We start from the raw sequence: 18,291 nt of genomic DNA, 5'->3' as shown, positions 1-18,291 counted from the left end.
AGTCCAATAATATCAATGCTGTAAACGTGTCCATAATTACTTAGTTTGTAGAAAAATTTCCCCCAAAGTAACTGTGACTTGAAAAAAACATGAAATATCTTAACTTTGCCATAACAAAAACATTAGCCCTTCCTTTATAAAAGCAGGTAAGGTTGATATATAAAAATCCCCTACATCTTTTATTAATGTAGAGGATTAATAAATATACTATTATTAATTTTATGCTCTTTCTGATGAATATCTATAACACTATATCTTTTTTCTTTATAACCACTGAACTTATTAACGAAAATGCTATTATATATATAATAGCAATTATTGCAAATAAAAATATACTGTGTGGTCCACTCTTATTTATGTAGGACGCAGCATACATTCCTCCACCTGGAATAAAGTAAATTACATCCTCTTGTACGAAAACAAGCATACTTAATATAACAACAATCCCTATTCCTAAACCAATCATTGCACCACTATTATTAATAAGTAGCGCAATTAAACTTATCATTGCACAAAAAGACAGTAAAGGAAGTATTAGAACGCCATAACATTTAATATTGTAGACAAGATTTTTTATAGCCTCGTCTTTTCCAACTAATCCAAATATAATAGTTCCTACAATATAGCTAAAAATGAAACTAATAGCCATAAATATCAATGCATATAAATCTATAAATAAAAGCTTTCCAATTATAAAATCACTTTTCTTTATGGTTGTCATCAAAGAAAATTTCATAGTTCCAAGGCTGTAGTCCTCTGTTAGAACTTCTACTATAACCAGCACCATAAATATTGGCACTATAGGTTTCATCACCATGCCATCTAAAGTTGCAATCATAAAGTTATTTGCATTAATTCTAGGACCCACCACTGTGCCCATGAGGATTATACTGAAAATTAAAAGAGCGCACAGTAAATAAAACTTTTTACTACTAACCATTTTTATTATCTCATTTTTAAAAATCTTAAGCATATTTTCTTTCTCCTTCCATCAGATTTAAAAAGTAATCCTCCAAAGAGTTTTCCTTGCAGTATATATTTTCAATGTTTATTTCATTGGAAACTAGTAGCTTATTTATCTTCTGGAAATTACCCTTTTTAAGCCTAATTCTTATACCACTCTCAAATTTCTCAATCTTCATTGAAATGTCCATGGCTGTGAGAATCCTTGCAGTCTTTTCCTCTTCCTTAGTATGAATCTCTATTACTTCTTCATCGGTATTTAATAATTCCTCCACATAACCTTGAACCTTAAGGCAACCTTTTTCTATAATTCCTATTCTGTTACATACAGCTTGAATTTCACTCAATATATGTGAGGATATCAAAAAGGTTACTCCATACTTCTTTGATAAATCATATATTAATTTTCTTATGTCTTTTATGCCCTGAGGATCTAATCCATTGGTAGGTTCATCTAGTATAACTATATTGGGATTGTTTAAAAAAGCTCTTGCAATTCCAAGTCTCTGTTTCATACCTAATGAATATTTTGAAACCTTTTCATTTGCAGCCTCATTCATATCTACCATTTCAAGAACTTCCTTCACTCTCTCCTTTGGAAGTTCATAAAGATTAGCCATGAGAAGAAGATTTTTATAACCTGATAATCCCCCATAAAAGCTGGGTGCTTCTACCATGGCCCCTATCCTTTCAATAGCCTTTTCTCTTTGACTATGAACGTCATACCCGTTTATGATGACCTTTCCTGATGTAGGCTTTATGAGACCCATGATACTCTTTATAGTTGTACTTTTTCCTGCTCCATTTGGTCCGAGAAATCCATAAACATCTCCCTCATATACTGTAATGCTTAGATTATTCACCACTTTCTTACCATTATATTCTTTAGTTAAACCTTCAGTTTCTAATAAATATTTTTGCGTCATATATAATCAACTCCATTTCTCCTTGATGATTATATATTACCAATCTTTTAGTCCTATATTGCTTAGCTCTTCCTAAGTGACATTTAATCCTTCATAAAAAAAAATATTTTTACGTTAAGGCTTAAAAAGTTAACGGCTATGAAAACTATATAAATTTTTTAGCACATAAAAAAAGCATCCACATAGGATACTTTTTAAATATATTTTATCCACAATTCTTGAACAAACATATTACCTTCAATGCTTGTGTTTAAGAATGCATTATGATATTTTTTATCTATAATTTGTTTTACGCTATATAAACCTAGCCCGCGTCTTTTTCCATTTGTGGAATAGCCCTCTTCATATATATTATAAATCTTAGGTTTCTGTCCAAAAAAATTATTTTCAATAACCATGATCACGTAGTTATCTTTGTTTACTAGGCAAACATAAAGCTTAGGGTATTCACATTTTTGTGCAGCTTCAATAGCATTATCTAGCAGTATCCCAGTGATTCTGCATAAATCCATTATGTTCATAGCTATATTTTTTATATCTTCAACTATTTCTACTTTTATATCAATGTTAAGTCCTACTGCCTTTATTAGTTTTGTAGATAGTATTGCTTTAAGGCCGTCTACCTTGATGTATTTTAGCTTATCAATATTGCTATTACTCCACTTTATGTCCTTGTCCATGTCAATAACATTACAATAAAAAAATTCTCTTAATCCTTCTATATCACCTTTATCTATGTATTCTTTAAGAGGAGTCAGCATATTCATATAATCGTGCTTAAATCTTCTGGTTTGTCCGTACATTTCCTCTATCATATTAGAGTATTCCACTATTTCTTTCTTTTCCTTAGTCTCCCTTTTAAGCTTAACCCTATATTCTAAGCTCTTGTCATAGTTATACACAATTATAGTTATAAGAATAATTGCTATTAAAGGCAATACTGCTGGTATAAAGTTACTTGTAATAAAATCTATCTTATCCTTATCTATTGTGTTAGCTGTTAAAAAAGGAAAAATCCCATATATCATCAAAGTCAAAGGTATGCTTGTAATTAATATCATTCTAAACCTTAATTGATCTGATGTAAGCTCTTTATAACTTTTTTTTCTTTTTACAACACTCATTATTATGAAACAACTTAAAATAACCACCGGCAACAATATAAAAAATTCTGAAAAGCTGTAGCTTATTGGTATATTGTATAAGCTCTTACCTGAAAAAGTATATGCAAAAATGTATAGCGTATGCAATAAATAAACCACATAAATTGTTAGCAATGCTTTTATATTACTTTTAGTGTTTCTTAGCTGAAAAATAGTAATTATACAAAGTACAGGAAGAGTTATTAGATAAGAACCAGTACCAATAGGCATTCCTATTATGATAGAAATAAAAAAAATTTTTCTTATCTCCTCTTTTCCTATAAATTCCTTATTCAAAATATATATAGAAATACAACATAAAATGCTCATAAGTAAGGATGGTATAATCAGACAACTTAAAGTTTTTCTTATAAAAGTTTCAAAGGTCATGTTAAAAGCCCCCTCATGTACCTAAAGGAAACATAACATTCCTCTCCATTTTCCATTATTATTTTATTATTTTTCTTGTCCACTTCTTTGATTTTATCCTTATTAACAATATAAGACTTATGACACCTGTAAAAGTTTGGAGTAAGCTTTTCCTTAATATCCTTTAGATTACCATAAAAGGCAAATTGCCTGTCTTCCTCATGCACACATATCTTATGAGCTACTCCTGTAGTTTCAATAAATAAAATGTCAAAAAGCTTTATATTTATTATTCTTGATTCATCTTTTATGGATATGTATCCCTTTTTATTTTCTGATTTATAATAGGTGTTATAAGCCTTTAAAATGCAGCTGTTAACCCTATGCTTAAAATCTTCCTCGTCCTTTATTACATAATCCATAGCCTCCACCTTATATTTAAATGCTAAATAGCTCATCTCTAAATGAGTGGTAACAAATATAATAAAGCCTAAGGAATCCATTTCCCGTACCTTTTCACCTAGCCTTATGCCATTTATATTATTTTTCAAATCTACATCTAAAAAGTATATACCTGCAGTTTGATTTTTTTGCACATAGCTTATCACTTCTTCAGGACTCGCTGTGCAAACTGCTACTTCCAGGTTTAGCTCTTCTCTCAAAATAGTATTTTCAATAAGATTGTTTAGCCTGTCCCTATGGACTGCATTATCTTCACAAATTATTACCTTAAGCATAACATTTCCCCTTAAAAATATTTACTTATATTCCCTTGAAAATATTTATCTACTAATTTAACTTTTAATTTCCTTAACTCATGCACTATGAATCTTAATTTGCTTTCTAAAGTTTCTCCATACCCTAATGAATCATCTAAATTATCTCTATACCTTTATGATGCAAATGAGGATAAGGCCGTATCATACAACCGATAAACTTGAATGAATTATAGAAAAGCAACATGAGTTTTTCATTTTTTATTCAGTTCTATAAGTGGAATTATTAAATTATCAACAATATGTTCTACATAGCTCATTTTAATGGGTTTGCCAGTAATTATGAGTTGATAAAATAATAATGCTGGGCCAACATCTGCAAGAAGTTTCAATTGCTCCTTGTCTAACTTCTTATTTATGGCACACTCTATGGCATCACTAAATATACATGTTTGATCCGTTATGCAATCCAAGTTAATAGCTTCGGATAATAATTTATCTCTGCTTATTGCTGTTGCAATGGACAGCATTACTTTTTGCCTGACCTCGTCTTTTATCCCGAAATATATGCTAAGTGATTCACACAAATAATCTCTTAAATTGTCTCTGCAGCGCTCCATATCAACCTTCTGCTCACAAGGCATCATGAACCTTATGGCTTCTGCTATAAGATAGGGTTTAGATTTCCATCTGCGGTATAATGTAGCTTTTCCGGCATGGGCCCTTAATGCAATAGAATCCATGGTGACGCACTCATACCCCTGCTCCGCTACCAGATCCAAAGCAGCTTTTAGAATAGCGACATCACGCCGTTTATCTACAGGTCTTCCAATCTTACCTGGGACTTTTCCTTCAAAATTTTCAATGAAATCGGATTTATTTATTATATCCATCCCCTAGCCTCCATTTTCTGCTTTCCATAAATATATCACACTGTAAACATCTTTTCAACATAACTGAACATAATAGTTTTGAAACTGTTGTGTTTTATTATTTGCTATGATATACTCTGATTTATAAAGGATAAAAATCGAGGAGTTGTAGATTTATGATATTTTAAAAATGCCTTTGATGGAAACTATTATTTAATATAATGAGATTATAGAGCCTATTATGAAATTAATAGAATTTTAGTAGGCTTAAGTATATAATAAGTGAAAGACTAAGAACCTAAAAAAGTTAAGTATATATTGAGAAAGAGAGGTGATCTCTGATGAAAAAGAAATCAAGTATTGCTGTTTGGGCTATAATCCTTGCTATTATCGCAGTATTTATGTTTTCTAAAACAAATCAGAATTCAACAATTATTAATTTTAATCAATTTCAAACCAATTGGACAAATAACACTATAAAAAGCTTCGTGGTGGAAGATGATCAGATGTCAGTCTCTGGAACTTTAAAAAATGGAACTACATATAAAACCATTGTTCCATCTGCTAGATTATTTCAGTTTATTAAAGATCATCCAAAAAATCCACCGGTTTCCGAAACATACCTAGCACCATCCGGTATGTTAATGTGGTTACAGTTTTTGCCTAATTTACTATTCGTATTAATGCTTGTAGGCTTTGGATTTATATTCCTGAAACAATCCAAGGGCGCCGGTGGAAGTGGCGGTGTAATGAAGTTTGGTAAAAGCAAAGCAAAACTTGCTGATCCTACCGCGAAAAAAGTTAGTTTTAATGATGTTGCAGGAGCAGATGAAGAAAAAGCTGAACTTGCCGAAATAGTGGATTTTCTAAAGCAACCTAAAAGATACATTGAAATGGGTGCTCGTATACCAAAGGGAGTTTTACTTGTGGGCCCACCAGGAACTGGTAAGACACTTCTTGCAAGAGCTATTTCAGGAGAGGCTGGAGTCCCATTTTTCAGCATCTCGGGTTCAGATTTTGTAGAAATGTTTGTAGGCGTTGGAGCTTCCAGAGTGCGAGATTTATTTGATCAGGCAAAAAAGAACTCGCCTTGTATAATTTTTATAGATGAAATTGACGCTGTAGGAAGACAAAGGGGTGCAGGCGTTGGTGGAGGAAATGATGAACGAGAGCAGACATTAAACCAACTGTTAGTCGAAATGGATGGCTTTGGAGAAAATGAAGGAATAATAATGATTGCAGCTACAAATAGATCAGATGTACTTGACCCAGCACTACTAAGACCAGGTAGATTTGACAGACAAATATTTGTTGGAGTTCCTGATACGAAGGGTCGTGAAGCAATTTTGGCAGTTCATTCTAAAAATAAGCATCTTGAACCTGAAGTTAAGCTTAGCGTACTTGCAAAAAGAACACCTGGATTTACAGGTGCAGACATTGAAAACTTAATGAATGAATCAGCACTTTTAGCTGTACGAAAAGATAAAAAACTTATAGGAATGGCTGAACTTGAAGAAGCAGTTACAAGAATAATTGCTGGACCTGAAAAGAAAAGTAGAGTGATAAGCGAAGCCGATAGAAGGCTTACAGCGTATCATGAAGCAGGTCATGCAATTGTAATGAATTTACTTCCGATGTCAGACCCTGTTCACCAGATAAGTATAGTTCCAAGAGGAAGGGCTGGCGGATATACTATGAGTCTTCCAGATGAGGACAGATCATATATGTCTAAATCAAGACTTGAAGAGGAAATTGTAGGACTATTAGGCGGCAGAGTTGCAGAAAAACTAGTTATTGGAGATATAAGTACTGGTGCAAGCAATGATATTGAAAGAGCAACTTCAATTGCAAGAAAAATGATAATGGACTACGGAATGAGTGATACTCTTGGACCAATTGCTTTTGGTTCAGGCAGTGATGAGGTATTCCTTGGAAGAGACATGGGTAAAGGTAAAAACTTTAGTGAAGAAACTCTAAACAAAATTGATGGAGAGATAAAAAAACTTATAGATGAATCATATAGAAAAGCATTAAAACTACTAACTGATAATAGAAGTAAGCTTAATGCTGTTGCGGAAGAGCTTTTAGTACGAGAAAAGCTTGAAGCAGTGGACTTCCAAGAAATATTTGCAAAAAACTAATTAATAATATGTCACAGGCTACCATAGCTGTGATTTTATTTTTTTGTTCAAAATTAAAATCTATAGTTTACAAACAATTCTCAATTTTGTCACACTAATGACACATAGAATTGTTATTATAAATACATAGAAAGCAATTGATTTTTTTAATTAAAGTCCCCCTTTAATTAAATATAAACTTAATATTACTCCTTAAAAAATATAATAAATAATAAGATTCAAAGGAATGACACAACCATGTGCATTCCTTTGATTTTTGTATACTATCTACTACATTTTAGCAATGATAGCGTTATATTACGCTTTAGACTTTTTCATCTCTACAACAATGAAATGTGAAAGCACTTTTGCCTTTATTTTTATATCTTCTTCAACAATTTCCATAGCATCTCTTTCATTTAAACTGAAACTCCCACACATAAATGAATGGGGTTCTTGAATAGTAATACTTATCAAATTAACTCGTCTATCCTTTGGATCAGTACATCTCTTAACGAGATTTCCCTTAACTAAATTATCTATAACAACAGTCATATTTCCACCAGTTGAAACAATTTTATCTATTATTTCACAGACCCTTAAATCCAGCTATTGTGGATTTAAATAAAGTATTAATCTGTAAGCGTATTACACAAAAAAATAAACCTTACTCATAAAAAGTGAGCAAGGTTTATTTTTTGTGTTGCTAAATTTGATTAGCTATTTACTGCAATTTGCTCCATTGATTCTATATATTCATTTCCTTCTATATGATTATATTGACCTTCCCATTTGGATATAATTACACAAGCGAGAGAATTACCAACTACATTTACCGCAGTTCTCGCCATATCTAAGATACGATCTATACCTGCTATGAAGGCTAATCCTTCTACTGGAATACCTACAGAACCTAATGTAGCTAAAAGCACTACAAAGGATACTCCTGGAACTCCCGCTATACCTTTTGAAGTAAGCATTAATACAACCATTAAATTGATTTGTGTAAGCAATGGTAAGTGAATTCCATATAGTTGCGCAATGAAGAGCGCTGCTATGGCTTGATATAAAGTAGATCCATCTAGGTTAAATGAATATCCTGTTGGTATTACAAAGGATGCTATTGCCTTCGGACAACCAAACTTCTCCATTTTCTCCATAAGTTTTGGTAAAACTGCTTCAGAACTAGCAGTACTATATGCCAAAATTAATTCATCCTTTAAAAGTTTTACAAAGGAAAATATATTTACATTAACCATTCTAGCCACTGATCCCAATATAACTATTACAAAGAATATCATAGCACCGTATGTTGTTATAGCTAATTTGGCCAGTGGAATTAGAGCAGCAAGACCAAATTTGGAAACTGTTATACCAATTAATGCAAATACACCAAAAGGTGCAACCTTCATTATTTGATTAGTTACCCAGAACATTGCCTGAGCCATTCCTTCACAAAAATGAAGAACTGGTTTGCCTTTTTCTCCAATTGCCCCAATTCCGAGTCCAAACATAATTGAAAAGAAAATAATTGAAAGCATATCACCGCTGGCTAAAGACTGGACAATATTAGTTGGCACAATATTTACAAAGGTATCTGCAAAAGTGTGATGTTGAACAGTCGATGCCGTATCTACATAACTTGAAATACTTGTTTTAACAAGAGAATGCATATCTATGCCAGTTCCTGGATGAAATACATTACCTATTAATAAACCCAGAATGATTGCAACAGTAGTTATAACTTCAAAATATAGAAGTGTTTTACCACCAAGTTTTCCAACTTTCTTTATATCTCCTACACCAGCTATACCTACAACTAATGATGAGAAAACAATTGGTACAACTATCATTTTAATTAACCTTAAAAATATATCGCCCATTGGTTTAAGCACAGTTGATACTGCTGGATTACCATAAAATACAGCTCCTACAATAACGCCTAAAATAAGACCAATAAGAATTTGCATGGCTAGGGTAAATTTAATTTTCTTCATGAACATTCCCTCTCTTTCCTTAATAATTATATTATTTTAATCTTTCATCTATTTTTTATCTTGATATGATTGTATAATTAAAACTACATAATCTTACACAAAACTACAAAATAATTGTTCTGACTTTTTAAAAAAATAAATTTTATAAGGGAGTGTAATTCATTTGAAAGATAATTACTTTACTCTTGTTTTTATTGCAATCATTGTAACTTTAGCCAGTGAACTCAAGTTCTATCCCTTTCAGGGCAGTTTTAGAATAGGGCTGGGCATACCAATATTTTTCTTATTTTTGCTTTGGACTCGTAAAATTCCTGCAATTCTAGCAGGTTTTTTAGTAGGTATTCTGGTTGTTGCCTTTCGTATAACCTTAGATTCTTATTTTAATGGCAGTTTTCATTTTAGTTCTGAATTGGTATTACACTTTTCTTCCCTATTTTATTATGTAACTTACTCTTTTCTTTTTTATTTAGCAAAGATAAATAAAATTCATCATCGCCCTCTATTAATTGGTTTTTTTGCAGTTTTAATAGAAATGACTGCTAGCATGATGGAACTTATAGTTAGACATTTGATTTTAGGAAACTTGATAGATTTCACTATGATTTGCGAAATTATTATTATATCCTTTATAAGGAGCTTTTTTACACTAAGTTTCTTTTATATTATTATGCTTAATCGCGCAAAACATTTAGCAGAGAAACAGCTAAAGCAAAACTCTCATATGATATTATTGATTTCTAATTTATATGAGGAATCAATTCAATTAAAAAAATCACTGCAGAATGCTGAAGATATCACTAGAGATTGTTACACTCTCTACCAAAATCTATTAAATACGGATACTATTTTAAATGTTAAAGAATTAAGCGAAAAATTGTTGGGTATTACAGGTCAGGTACATGAAATAAAAAAAGACAACCAAAGGATTTATGCAGGATTATCCAAGATGATAGCTGATGGTAATTCTACTGATTATATGACAATTGATGAAATAAGTAGTATCATTCTTGAAACAAACAAAAAATATTCTTACTCATTACATAAAAATATTGAATTCGATTCAGTAATTAATGATGTTTATCCTCCAATGCATGTCTACACAGTACTTTCTATTATTAATAATTTAGTGTCAAACTCTGTAGAAGCAATAAAAATTGACGGATCAATTAAACTTTCTATATGTAAAACTCGTGAATTAATTGAGTTTATAGTTACAGATGATGCTGGAGGCATACCTAAAAATAAAAAAGAGCTTATATTTAAACCGGGCTACACCACAAAATATGATAATTCCGGGAAGCCATCCACAGGCATGGGTCTTCCCTATGTAAAAGATGTAGTAAATAACCTTAAAGGTACTATAGTAGCACAAGATAATAGCAAAGCCCTTGGAACAGTATTTGTTATTCAATTACCAATAAGCAATTTAATTCAGAGAGGGTGATAATATGCGATTTTTTATAATTGATGATGACCAGGTTGTTCGTTCTATTTTAAGTGAAATTATAGAAGATTTTGATCTTGGAGAAGTGGTGGGGGAGGCTGAGAATGGTTCGACTATAGATTGTAATCTCCTATCATATAAAAAAGTAGATATACTTATTATTGATTTGCTAATGCCTATTAAAGATGGGCTAAATACTGTAAAAGATTTAGGCTCAGACTTTAAAGGAAAAATAATAATGATTTCCCAGGTGGAAAATAAAGAAATGATAGGAAATGCCTACGCCCTCGGGGTTGAGTATTATATTACTAAACCTATTAATAGACTTGAGTTCATAGGAATTACTCAAAAAGTAGTTGCACACATGAAGCTACAAAAATCCATTGATGATATTAAAGAGACTTTAAGTGTTTTAGGAACAGGAAAACAACTAACCAAAACCTTGTCTACCTCTTCTGAAAAAAATATTCTTACTGCTGGACAGTTTCTCTTAACTGAACTAGGTCTAATAAGTGAAAGTGGCAGTAAAGATATATTAAATATATTAGAATACTTATTTGAGCTTGAAAAGGATACACCCCTTGGACAGGAATTTCCTTCATTAAAAAATATTTTTATAAATATAGCTACAAAAAAGAATAGTGTTTCTGGAAATAAAGATGATATAAAAAAGGAAATGAAAGCTTCTGAACAAAGGATTAGACGTGCAATTTTTCAATCCCTAAACCATTTAGCATCCCTAGGCCTTACAGACTATTCAAATCATAAATTCGAAGAATATGCCTCAAAATATTTCCACTTTGCAGAAGTTAGAAAAAAAATGATGGAACTTGCAAATGATGATCTCTGTATGTCTCCTACACGCATTAACATTAAGAAATTTATTAAGACTCTTTATATTGAGGCTAAAAAGCAAGTCTTTTCTAATGATATTTATTAAATTTGCTTGTATTTATATACTAAAGATAACCTTAAATTAGTCGATAAATAATTACATAAAATAAACTATTGAACTAAATTATAGGGGGAATAACTTTGAAAAATCTTAAAAATTTAAAAATTGTTAATAGCGTAATTGCAATGTGGATTATATCACTTATTTGTTCATTAGTAATAGGGATAAATGGATTTATCAACATGAAAAAATTAAATGGAAATGTAGAAACAATATATTCAGAGCAGCTTATGTCTATCTCCATATTAGCAGAGCTTAATGGGGAACTGGGACTAATAAGACAAAATTTCACTAAACTAATTGATAGGCCCTTTAATTCCGCTATTATAACCATTCTAGATGAAAACGACAAATTGTTTAAAGAAAATACAGCTAAAATCGAAAAATACTGCACTACATCAACAGGAAAGGAATCTTTCAATTCTCTTAAGAAAAATTATGAAGATTACTTTGCCGGTATAAATGTAGTAAAAGAAAAGAAAAAGCAGGGTCAAAATGCTACAAATGAAGAAGTTGCACAATATGGTATATCAGGAACTAACTTATCTAAAAGTATGCTTGAACTTACTAAATTAAATCAAAAATCGGCAGAAGATATATATAATAAGTCGTTGCAGCAATATAATAGCAGTAGAAATATATTTATTGCAATGGGTATAATTCTTTTCATAATTTTAACATCAATATCCTTAATAGTAATATCCTTAGTTAAATCTTCTATTAAAGAGTTTTCAAATGCATTAGCTGTTATTTCAACTGGAGATTTTACTATTGAGTTAGATAAAACTGGTAAAAATGAATTTGGTAAAATGAAAAAACAATTAGCAATGACCATCGGTGCTATAAGTCAGATACTAAAGACAATAAAAGAAAATACAGATACTATTAGTGAACAATCGCTATCCTTGTCTGCTATATCAGAGGAAATGACATCTTCAACCCAAGAGGTTGCAAATGCTATACATGAAGTTGCAGAAGGGTCAACTTCTCAATCAACGGACTTAATTGAAATGTCTTCTAATTTAAATGCTTTTGGTAATGCCATAAATAATATAGTATTATCTGTTGAAGAGGTTGAAGTTAATGCTAAGAGTGTTAATAATATGGCTACAAATAGTAATACGAAGCTAGAGGACTTGGTGAAGTCTGTTGCTAATATTAGTGGTGCATTTAAAGATGTAAGTACAAAATTTGCTAAGTTAGGTACAAGTATTAATAAAATAAATGAAATCACTACTTTAATAAACAACATTGCAAATCAGACAAATCTATTAGCACTTAATGCAGCTATCGAGGCAGCTAGGGCTGGAGAATCTGGAAAAGGCTTTGCCGTTGTTGCTGATGAAATTAGAAAGCTTGCAGAGCAAAGTAAAAATTCTTCTACAGAGATAGATAATTTATTAAAAACTATTTCATTGGAAACAGAAGGAGTTATAGTTACTACTAATAAAGTGGATTCTGACCTTGTGGATCAAGTTGATATAATTGATAGTTCAATATCTGTATTTAAGGATATTATTACTGCTATCGAAAAAATGCTACCTTTAATTGAAAATACAAATTTAGAAGTGAATAAAATAAATAGTGACAAAGATTCTATAATAGTGAAAATTGAAAATGCTTCTGCAGTATCAGAAGAAAATTCAGCAGCTTCAGAGGAGATAGCAGCTTCTGCACAGGAATTGAGTGCATCCTCAGAGGACGTGGCAATTAGCGCAGAGAAGCTAACGTCAATTGCAACAAGAACTATAGAAGAAGTAAATAAATTTAAACTATAATCATACGGAGCAGATACACAGCCAATTTATGGTTAGGTACCTGCTCCTATTACTTATTTATATTAAAAAAAATGAATATTTTTTATTAATAAACTTAATTCTATACAATATATAATAAATTTAAATTTGTGAGGAGTGTTCCCTATGATAATAAAAGCTGATTCAATCTGCTTAACCTGGCATGAAATCTTGATAAAGAAAGGAATTAATCCAGAAATGGCAAAATCATTGATTGGATTTACATCATGGAACCAAAAAGAATTCCCTGATAAACCTGGAAAACATATTACAGATATTTTGCAAGGATATAGTGGGAAAGTAATTGTAAAAGATGTTATTGCTACTAGATATAACGATATTGGATTATTATTTTTAAATAATGCTATGCCAGATGATGTGGCAACTATGGTTTTTGATATAATTATGAAGTATGAGCAAGAAGAAGTTTATGATATTTTATAGATAAATTATGTAACTTAATCACATTAAAATAAAAAGCCAGTACAATCATACTGGTTTTTTTAAGTTATCTTAAAGTTTATCTTTATAGTTTTTCTTATAATCTATATATTCCTGAGCAGTTAAGAAAGTTTCCTCTACACCTAACATTTGGCACAATTCAATTTTTATTTATTAAGACTCAATCTTTTGGGTAAAGTATCGTTTTGTTGGTAAAGTAATTATTAGTCCTAAAGCTGATGGTATAAGTCCTTGAGCATAAATTGATTGTCCATTGTGTTTTAACAAAAAAATAATAGGTAATATTAAAAAAAATACATCGTAAGTTATCATTAACCAAAAACCCCATCTTTTTAGCCTCAAAAATCCGTAAGATATTATTAAGAGAATCATAACCATTAATACTTTAATTATACCATCTAAAAAAGTAGGTGTAGGTATAGAATAGATTCCAAATCGTTCAGTAAATTTTGGAAACAACGATATTATCAATAAAAAAGCACTTAAAAAATTTAAATCTCCAACATACGTTATTAATATAGGTCTTTTTTCACTCATACATACTCACCTCCTTGTATAAGTTTATAATGTTTTTCTATTATGTCCTTATTCTATTATATAGAATATTAATAGAAATTTCAAATATTTAACATAAAATTAACTAAATATCAATATGGCTTTATTATAAATTCTAGTTCTCTTAGTCTTGTAATAAAATTGTACCATTTTTGACAAAAACAACACTAAATATATAGAATAATGCATAATAACAATTTAAAATCTTAGTTATACTTTATTTTTATATGATTATTAGTTATAATGAGTTATATTTTATAAAATAATTTAACTATTATTTTAAATACATTCGACTAAAGGAGGAACTCTCAAATGAGTTTTCAATTACCAACGTTCGCATCAGCAGATTTCTCGCAGAGTTTTTTTGTTAATGCACCAGATGCTAAAATAAGTGAAGTTAAAAAAGATGGAGTTGCTCCCAAAGGTTTCTTAATAACTTCTATATTGCCTGAATATTTTAAAGTTAAGGGACAGTGGGTGCTTCCAACCCAAACATCTATAGAATGTACTGCTGTCCTTCGCGATAACAACACTATAGAAATTGTGGAATTTAGAAACCTTAAAGTTGGCGATAAAGTTGTTTTAGGAAAATCTAAAGACGGAAGTGAAGGTATATACCAATATACTAGTGGATTTGATAACTTACCCAATGTAGGACTAGGGAGATCTGTTGAATCTTCATTTTCAAGAGATTATAGTGAATTATATGAATTACTAGAATATGAAAAACAAAATAATGGATATATAGTTTGGGTTCTAGGACCAGCTGTGGTTTTTGATTATGATACTAGAGCTGCACTATCCGCACTTGCTGAAAATGGGTATGTAAACGCTCTTATGGCTGGAAATGCTATGGCAACCCATGATCTAGAAGGAGGGCTCCTTGGAACAGCATTGGGTCAAAATATATATACTCAAGAATCTGTTCCAATGGGTCATTATAACCATTTAGATCTAATAAATGAGGCTAGACGTGCAGGTTCAATAGAAGCATTACTGAATGAAGGCAACATAAAAGATGGATTTGTGAAAACCTGCATAGAGAAGAATATACCTATGGTTCTTGCTGGATCTATAAGGGATGATGGACCACTTCCATCTGTTTATCATAATGTATCTTGTGCCCTGGATGCTATGAAAGCACAAACAGATAAAGCAACAGTGGTAATTTGTCTTGCTACAGTTCTTCACTCAGTGGCAACTGCAAACTTAGCTTCATCTTATAGAGTTGTAGACGGAAAAGTAAGACCAGTATATTTTTATTCCGTAGATATTGCTGAGTATGCAGTTAACCAAGTATCAGTTGCTAGAGAATACGTAGGTGTTAAAACAATAGTTACTAACGTTCAAGATTTTGTTGTTAATCTTCAAAAAAACTTGAGTTAATATAGCAGCTTTGAAAAAGATAATTTACCCTATTTACTTCTAAACGCACTAACATACATTATTATATTAGTAGGAGGAGATTTTAAATGAGTTTTGAATTGCCAAAGTTTACACCGCCGGATTTCTCGCAAGATTTCCTTGTTAATGCCCCAGACTGTACAACTGAAGAAGTAATTAAAGACGGAGTTACTCATAAATGTTATCATGCATTATCAATATATCCTGAATATTTTAAAATTAAAGGGAAATGGGTAATAGCCAGTGAAAGTCGTATGGATAGTGTTGCAGTTGTTACTGCAGATGATGACATAAATGTTGTGGAATTTAGAAATTTAAAAGCTGGCGATAAAGTTGTCGTAGGAAGAACTGAAAATGGAAGTGAAGGTATATATATGTATACTAAAGGGTTTGCTTCTGATGATGGAGATGTTGATACATTTGCATTCAGAAGTGGGAGATCAAGAGAAACTGCCTTCTCAAAAGACTACGATGAATTATATGAAATTATGCAATATGAAAAAGAACATGATGGTAAAATAGTTTGGGTTTTAGGACCCTCAATTGCATTAGATGAGAAATCAAGAGCTGCCTTTGCCTCACTAGTGGAAAATGGCTATGCTCAAGCTGTTTTATCTGGAAATAACCTGGCTACTTATGATTTAGAAAATGGAATGTTCAAAACAGTTTCAGGTCAGGAAATTTTTGAGTCTCGTGAAAATGCTCATTATAACTATATTGCAACTATAAATGAGGCTAGACGTGCAGGATCCCTTGAAGAGCTTATAAATTCAGGTAAAGTTAAAGATGGTATAATAAAAGCTTGCGTAGAAAATGATGTCCCTGTAGTACTTGCGGGTAGTATAAGAGATAGATATACACTTCCCGGTGTTTATGATAATGTGTATGAATCGCAAAATGCTATGAGAAAACATACTAGAAAGGCAACTATGCTTATATGTTTATCATCAGTGCTTCATACCATAGCTGCCGGAAATATGACTCCATCGTACACAGTAAAAGATGGGACTGTTAGACCCGTATATATATATTCTATAGATATACAAGAGTTCTCTGTTAACAAGTTATCTGATAGAGGAACATTAGAAGTTAAGACATTAGTTACAAATATCCAAGACTTTATAGTTAACGTAGCGGAAGGATTAATCAAGTAATTGAAGAAGCTATGATCATGTATGCAATTTAAATAAAGTCTATTTAAAATAAAAGACGTAGATAGTTGAGGATTACTTTAAAACTATTTACGTTTTTTTAGTTTATCTTTAATAATTACTTGATAATTTATTATTGACAATACTTTGATATCAAAGTATAATAAAAATATGAAAACAAATAAAACAATTTACTTAATAGGAAGAATAAGAGAAAAAGCAAATCAATTTATTCTCAAAGAGTTAGAACAGATAGGCTTTGTAGATATAGCACCCTCTCATGGAGATATTTTAGCCACTTTGTTTCAACATGGCGAATGTACTATGACTAATATTGCAAATAGTATTCATAGAGATAGATCTACTGTGACAGCGCTAGTAAACAAGTTGATTAAATTGGGATATATTTCATCAAGGAAAGATCCAACTGACAGCAGGTCAACAATTATTTCCTTAACGAAAAAAGGAGAAGAATTAGAACCGAATTTTAAAGAGATTTCACGCAAACTTTTCGAAGTTGAATATAAAAATATAAGTGAAACCGAGAAAGAAGTTTTTGAAAGTGTATTAGAGAAAATTTATAATAACTTCTAAGTTAGAATAAATTTTTTTAATTATATACTTGGACATCAAACTATATTAATAGTAGATATTATGCCCAAGCAAGTAATAATATAAAATTATAAATCACAGGAGGAATTAATTATGAATAATTTAGTAGTTTTTGCACATCCAAATTCAAAGAGTTTTGGGAAAGGGATAGTAGATACCGTTGTAACTACATCTAAGGAGAATGGAGCTAACGTAATAGTTAGAGACCTATATGAAATTGGATTTGATCCAATACTTAAACCAGCAGATTTTGAGGCTTTCCAAAGTGGAAAAGTTCCAGAAGATATTTTAGCAGAACAAGAGCATATTAAATGGGCGGATGTTATTACTTTTGTTTATCCTGTTTGGTGGGCTTCATTCCCTGCTATGCTAAAGGGATATATAGATCGTGTATTTTCCTATGGATTTGCTTATGAGTATATAGATGGAGTTCCAAATGGATTATTAAAGGGTAAGAAAGGATTATTATTTTGTACTACAGGTACACCAAGTGAAATGTATTCTGCAAATGGAATGCATAATTCAATGAAACAAACTACAGATCAAGGTATATTAAATTTTAGTGGAATAGAAGAAGTAGAACATACTTTTTTTGGAGCAGTTCCTAATGCTTCTAGCGAAACTCTTGAGGATTATTTAAAGGAAGTATCTAATATAGTTAAAGAAACTTTATAATAAGGGGGCGTGTAAATAATTTTGTGTATTCTCTCTCTTAGGCAAAAAATTGATTTTTAAGTTTTTGTAAAAAAATGTTAATTAAAGTCGATGAATACTTTTAATTCATCATCCTTATATAGTATATTATTC

16 protein-coding genes and 1 pseudogene are annotated in these 18,291 nt (G+C 31.0%); 9 read left to right on the top strand and 8 right to left on the bottom strand.

The window, feature by feature from the left end; translation table 11 throughout:
• Nucleotides 1-241: 241 nt before the first annotated feature.
• The 5 genes from Ctaglu_RS22025 to Ctaglu_RS22005 all read right to left on the bottom strand — a co-directional run bounded on the left by Ctaglu_RS22025 (nt 242) and on the right by Ctaglu_RS22005 (nt 5,009).
• Nucleotides 242-973: an ABC transporter permease gene (locus Ctaglu_RS22025; RefSeq protein WP_125005807.1), complete on the bottom strand. Its 732-nt coding sequence runs from the start codon at nt 971-973 to the stop codon at nt 242-244.
• A complete protein-coding gene (locus Ctaglu_RS22020; protein ID WP_125005805.1) occupies nt 966-1,889 on the bottom strand; it encodes an ABC transporter ATP-binding protein in 924 nt (307 codons plus the stop codon). Before Ctaglu_RS22020 ends, Ctaglu_RS22025 begins: the two co-directional genes overlap by 8 nt.
• A 194-nt stretch (nt 1,890-2,083) precedes the next feature.
• Nucleotides 2,084-3,421 (bottom strand): sensor histidine kinase, encoded by a 1,338-nt coding sequence (locus Ctaglu_RS22015; protein WP_125005803.1) that lies wholly within the window; start codon nt 3,419-3,421, stop codon nt 2,084-2,086.
• A complete protein-coding gene (locus Ctaglu_RS22010; RefSeq protein ID WP_125005800.1) occupies nt 3,418-4,137 on the bottom strand; it encodes a LytR/AlgR family response regulator transcription factor in 720 nt (239 codons plus the stop codon). The genes Ctaglu_RS22015 and Ctaglu_RS22010 overlap by 4 nt, the downstream gene beginning before the upstream one ends.
• A 233-nt stretch (nt 4,138-4,370) precedes the next feature.
• Entirely contained in the window at nt 4,371-5,009 is a 639-nt protein-coding gene (locus Ctaglu_RS22005) for a TetR/AcrR family transcriptional regulator (protein ID WP_125005798.1), read from the bottom strand.
• A 320-nt stretch (nt 5,010-5,329) separates the two neighbouring features.
• Here Ctaglu_RS22005 and ftsH point away from each other — a divergent pair, with 320 nt between their 5' ends.
• Nucleotides 5,330-7,129, top strand: a complete 1,800-nt coding sequence (ftsH, locus tag Ctaglu_RS22000) for an ATP-dependent zinc metalloprotease FtsH (RefSeq protein ID WP_125005796.1) — start codon at nt 5,330-5,332, stop codon at nt 7,127-7,129.
• A gap of 441 nt (nt 7,130-7,570) precedes the next feature.
• Here ftsH and Ctaglu_RS21990 read toward each other — a convergent pair.
• Both Ctaglu_RS21990 and Ctaglu_RS21985 read right to left on the bottom strand, forming a co-directional pair.
• A pseudogene (locus tag Ctaglu_RS21990) lies at nt 7,571-7,714 on the bottom strand (MarR family winged helix-turn-helix transcriptional regulator); the annotation flags it as partial.
• 110 nt (nt 7,715-7,824) lie between these two features.
• Nucleotides 7,825-9,105, bottom strand: a complete 1,281-nt coding sequence (locus Ctaglu_RS21985; protein ID WP_125005794.1) for a cation:dicarboxylate symporter family transporter — start codon at nt 9,103-9,105, stop codon at nt 7,825-7,827.
• A gap of 163 nt (nt 9,106-9,268) precedes the next feature.
• On the opposite strand from Ctaglu_RS21985, the gene Ctaglu_RS21980 reads away from it, so the two are divergent.
• From Ctaglu_RS21980 to Ctaglu_RS21965, 4 genes are all read left to right on the top strand, one after another.
• Nucleotides 9,269-10,549: an ATP-binding protein gene (locus tag Ctaglu_RS21980; protein ID WP_125005792.1), complete on the top strand. Its 1,281-nt coding sequence runs from the start codon at nt 9,269-9,271 to the stop codon at nt 10,547-10,549.
• 4 nt (nt 10,550-10,553) lie between these two features.
• Entirely contained in the window at nt 10,554-11,489 is a 936-nt protein-coding gene (locus Ctaglu_RS21975) for a response regulator (RefSeq protein ID WP_125005790.1), read from the top strand.
• A gap of 95 nt (nt 11,490-11,584) precedes the next feature.
• Nucleotides 11,585-13,282 carry a methyl-accepting chemotaxis protein gene (locus tag Ctaglu_RS21970; protein WP_125005788.1) on the top strand — a complete coding sequence of 566 codons (1,698 nt, stop codon included), beginning with the start codon at nt 11,585-11,587 and terminating at the stop codon, nt 13,280-13,282.
• 144 nt (nt 13,283-13,426) lie between these two features.
• Complete coding sequence (locus Ctaglu_RS21965) at nt 13,427-13,744, top strand: hypothetical protein (RefSeq protein WP_125005786.1); 318 nt, start codon at nt 13,427-13,429, stop codon at nt 13,742-13,744.
• A gap of 171 nt (nt 13,745-13,915) precedes the next feature.
• Here the strand turns inward: Ctaglu_RS21965 and Ctaglu_RS21960 are convergent, their stop codons facing one another.
• On the bottom strand, nt 13,916-14,299 hold the full coding sequence (locus tag Ctaglu_RS21960; protein ID WP_125005784.1) for a hypothetical protein: 384 nt from the start codon (nt 14,297-14,299) through the stop codon (nt 13,916-13,918).
• A gap of 330 nt (nt 14,300-14,629) precedes the next feature.
• Here Ctaglu_RS21960 and Ctaglu_RS21955 point away from each other — a divergent pair, with 330 nt between their 5' ends.
• From Ctaglu_RS21955 to Ctaglu_RS21940, 4 genes are all read left to right on the top strand, one after another.
• On the top strand, nt 14,630-15,703 hold the full coding sequence (locus Ctaglu_RS21955) for a putative NPN-dependent ornithine cyclodeaminase (RefSeq protein WP_125005782.1): 1,074 nt from the start codon (nt 14,630-14,632) through the stop codon (nt 15,701-15,703).
• An 86-nt stretch (nt 15,704-15,789) separates the two neighbouring features.
• Nucleotides 15,790-16,875, top strand: a complete 1,086-nt coding sequence (locus tag Ctaglu_RS21950; protein WP_125005780.1) for a putative NPN-dependent ornithine cyclodeaminase — start codon at nt 15,790-15,792, stop codon at nt 16,873-16,875.
• Between the two features lie 168 nt (nt 16,876-17,043).
• Nucleotides 17,044-17,466 carry a MarR family winged helix-turn-helix transcriptional regulator gene (locus Ctaglu_RS21945; RefSeq protein WP_125005778.1) on the top strand — a complete coding sequence of 141 codons (423 nt, stop codon included), beginning with the start codon at nt 17,044-17,046 and terminating at the stop codon, nt 17,464-17,466.
• 111 nt (nt 17,467-17,577) lie between these two features.
• Nucleotides 17,578-18,159 carry an NAD(P)H-dependent oxidoreductase gene (locus Ctaglu_RS21940; RefSeq protein WP_125005776.1) on the top strand — a complete coding sequence of 194 codons (582 nt, stop codon included), beginning with the start codon at nt 17,578-17,580 and terminating at the stop codon, nt 18,157-18,159.
• Nucleotides 18,160-18,291: the final 132 nt, after the last annotated feature.

Origin of the sequence: Clostridium tagluense (assembly GCF_003865095.1) — a bacterium.
GTDB classification, from domain to species: Bacteria; Bacillota; Clostridia; order Clostridiales; family Clostridiaceae; genus Clostridium_AD; species Clostridium_AD tagluense.
This window is presented reverse-complemented; position numbering and strand designations above follow the sequence as displayed.

Coding starts and splice junctions, on each gene's coding strand:
- Ctaglu_RS22025 (WP_125005807.1), bottom strand. CDS start 973: ATGCTTAAGATTTTTAAAAATGAGATAATAAAAATGGTTAGTAGTAAA.
- Ctaglu_RS22020 (WP_125005805.1), bottom strand. CDS start 1,889: ATGACGCAAAAATATTTATTAGAAACTGAAGGTTTAACTAAAGAATAT.
- Ctaglu_RS22015 (WP_125005803.1), bottom strand. CDS start 3,421: ATGACCTTTGAAACTTTTATAAGAAAAACTTTAAGTTGTCTGATTATA.
- Ctaglu_RS22010 (WP_125005800.1), bottom strand. CDS start 4,137: ATGCTTAAGGTAATAATTTGTGAAGATAATGCAGTCCATAGGGACAGG.
- Ctaglu_RS22005 (WP_125005798.1), bottom strand. CDS start 5,009: ATGGATATAATAAATAAATCCGATTTCATTGAAAATTTTGAAGGAAAA.
- ftsH (WP_125005796.1), top strand. CDS start 5,330: ATGAAAAAGAAATCAAGTATTGCTGTTTGGGCTATAATCCTTGCTATT.
- Ctaglu_RS21985 (WP_125005794.1), bottom strand. CDS start 9,105: ATGAAGAAAATTAAATTTACCCTAGCCATGCAAATTCTTATTGGTCTT.
- Ctaglu_RS21975 (WP_125005790.1), top strand. CDS start 10,554: ATGCGATTTTTTATAATTGATGATGACCAGGTTGTTCGTTCTATTTTA.
- Ctaglu_RS21965 (WP_125005786.1), top strand. CDS start 13,427: ATGATAATAAAAGCTGATTCAATCTGCTTAACCTGGCATGAAATCTTG.
- Ctaglu_RS21960 (WP_125005784.1), bottom strand. CDS start 14,299: ATGAGTGAAAAAAGACCTATATTAATAACGTATGTTGGAGATTTAAAT.
- Ctaglu_RS21955 (WP_125005782.1), top strand. CDS start 14,630: ATGAGTTTTCAATTACCAACGTTCGCATCAGCAGATTTCTCGCAGAGT.
- Ctaglu_RS21950 (WP_125005780.1), top strand. CDS start 15,790: ATGAGTTTTGAATTGCCAAAGTTTACACCGCCGGATTTCTCGCAAGAT.
- Ctaglu_RS21945 (WP_125005778.1), top strand. CDS start 17,044: ATGAAAACAAATAAAACAATTTACTTAATAGGAAGAATAAGAGAAAAA.
- Ctaglu_RS21940 (WP_125005776.1), top strand. CDS start 17,578: ATGAATAATTTAGTAGTTTTTGCACATCCAAATTCAAAGAGTTTTGGG.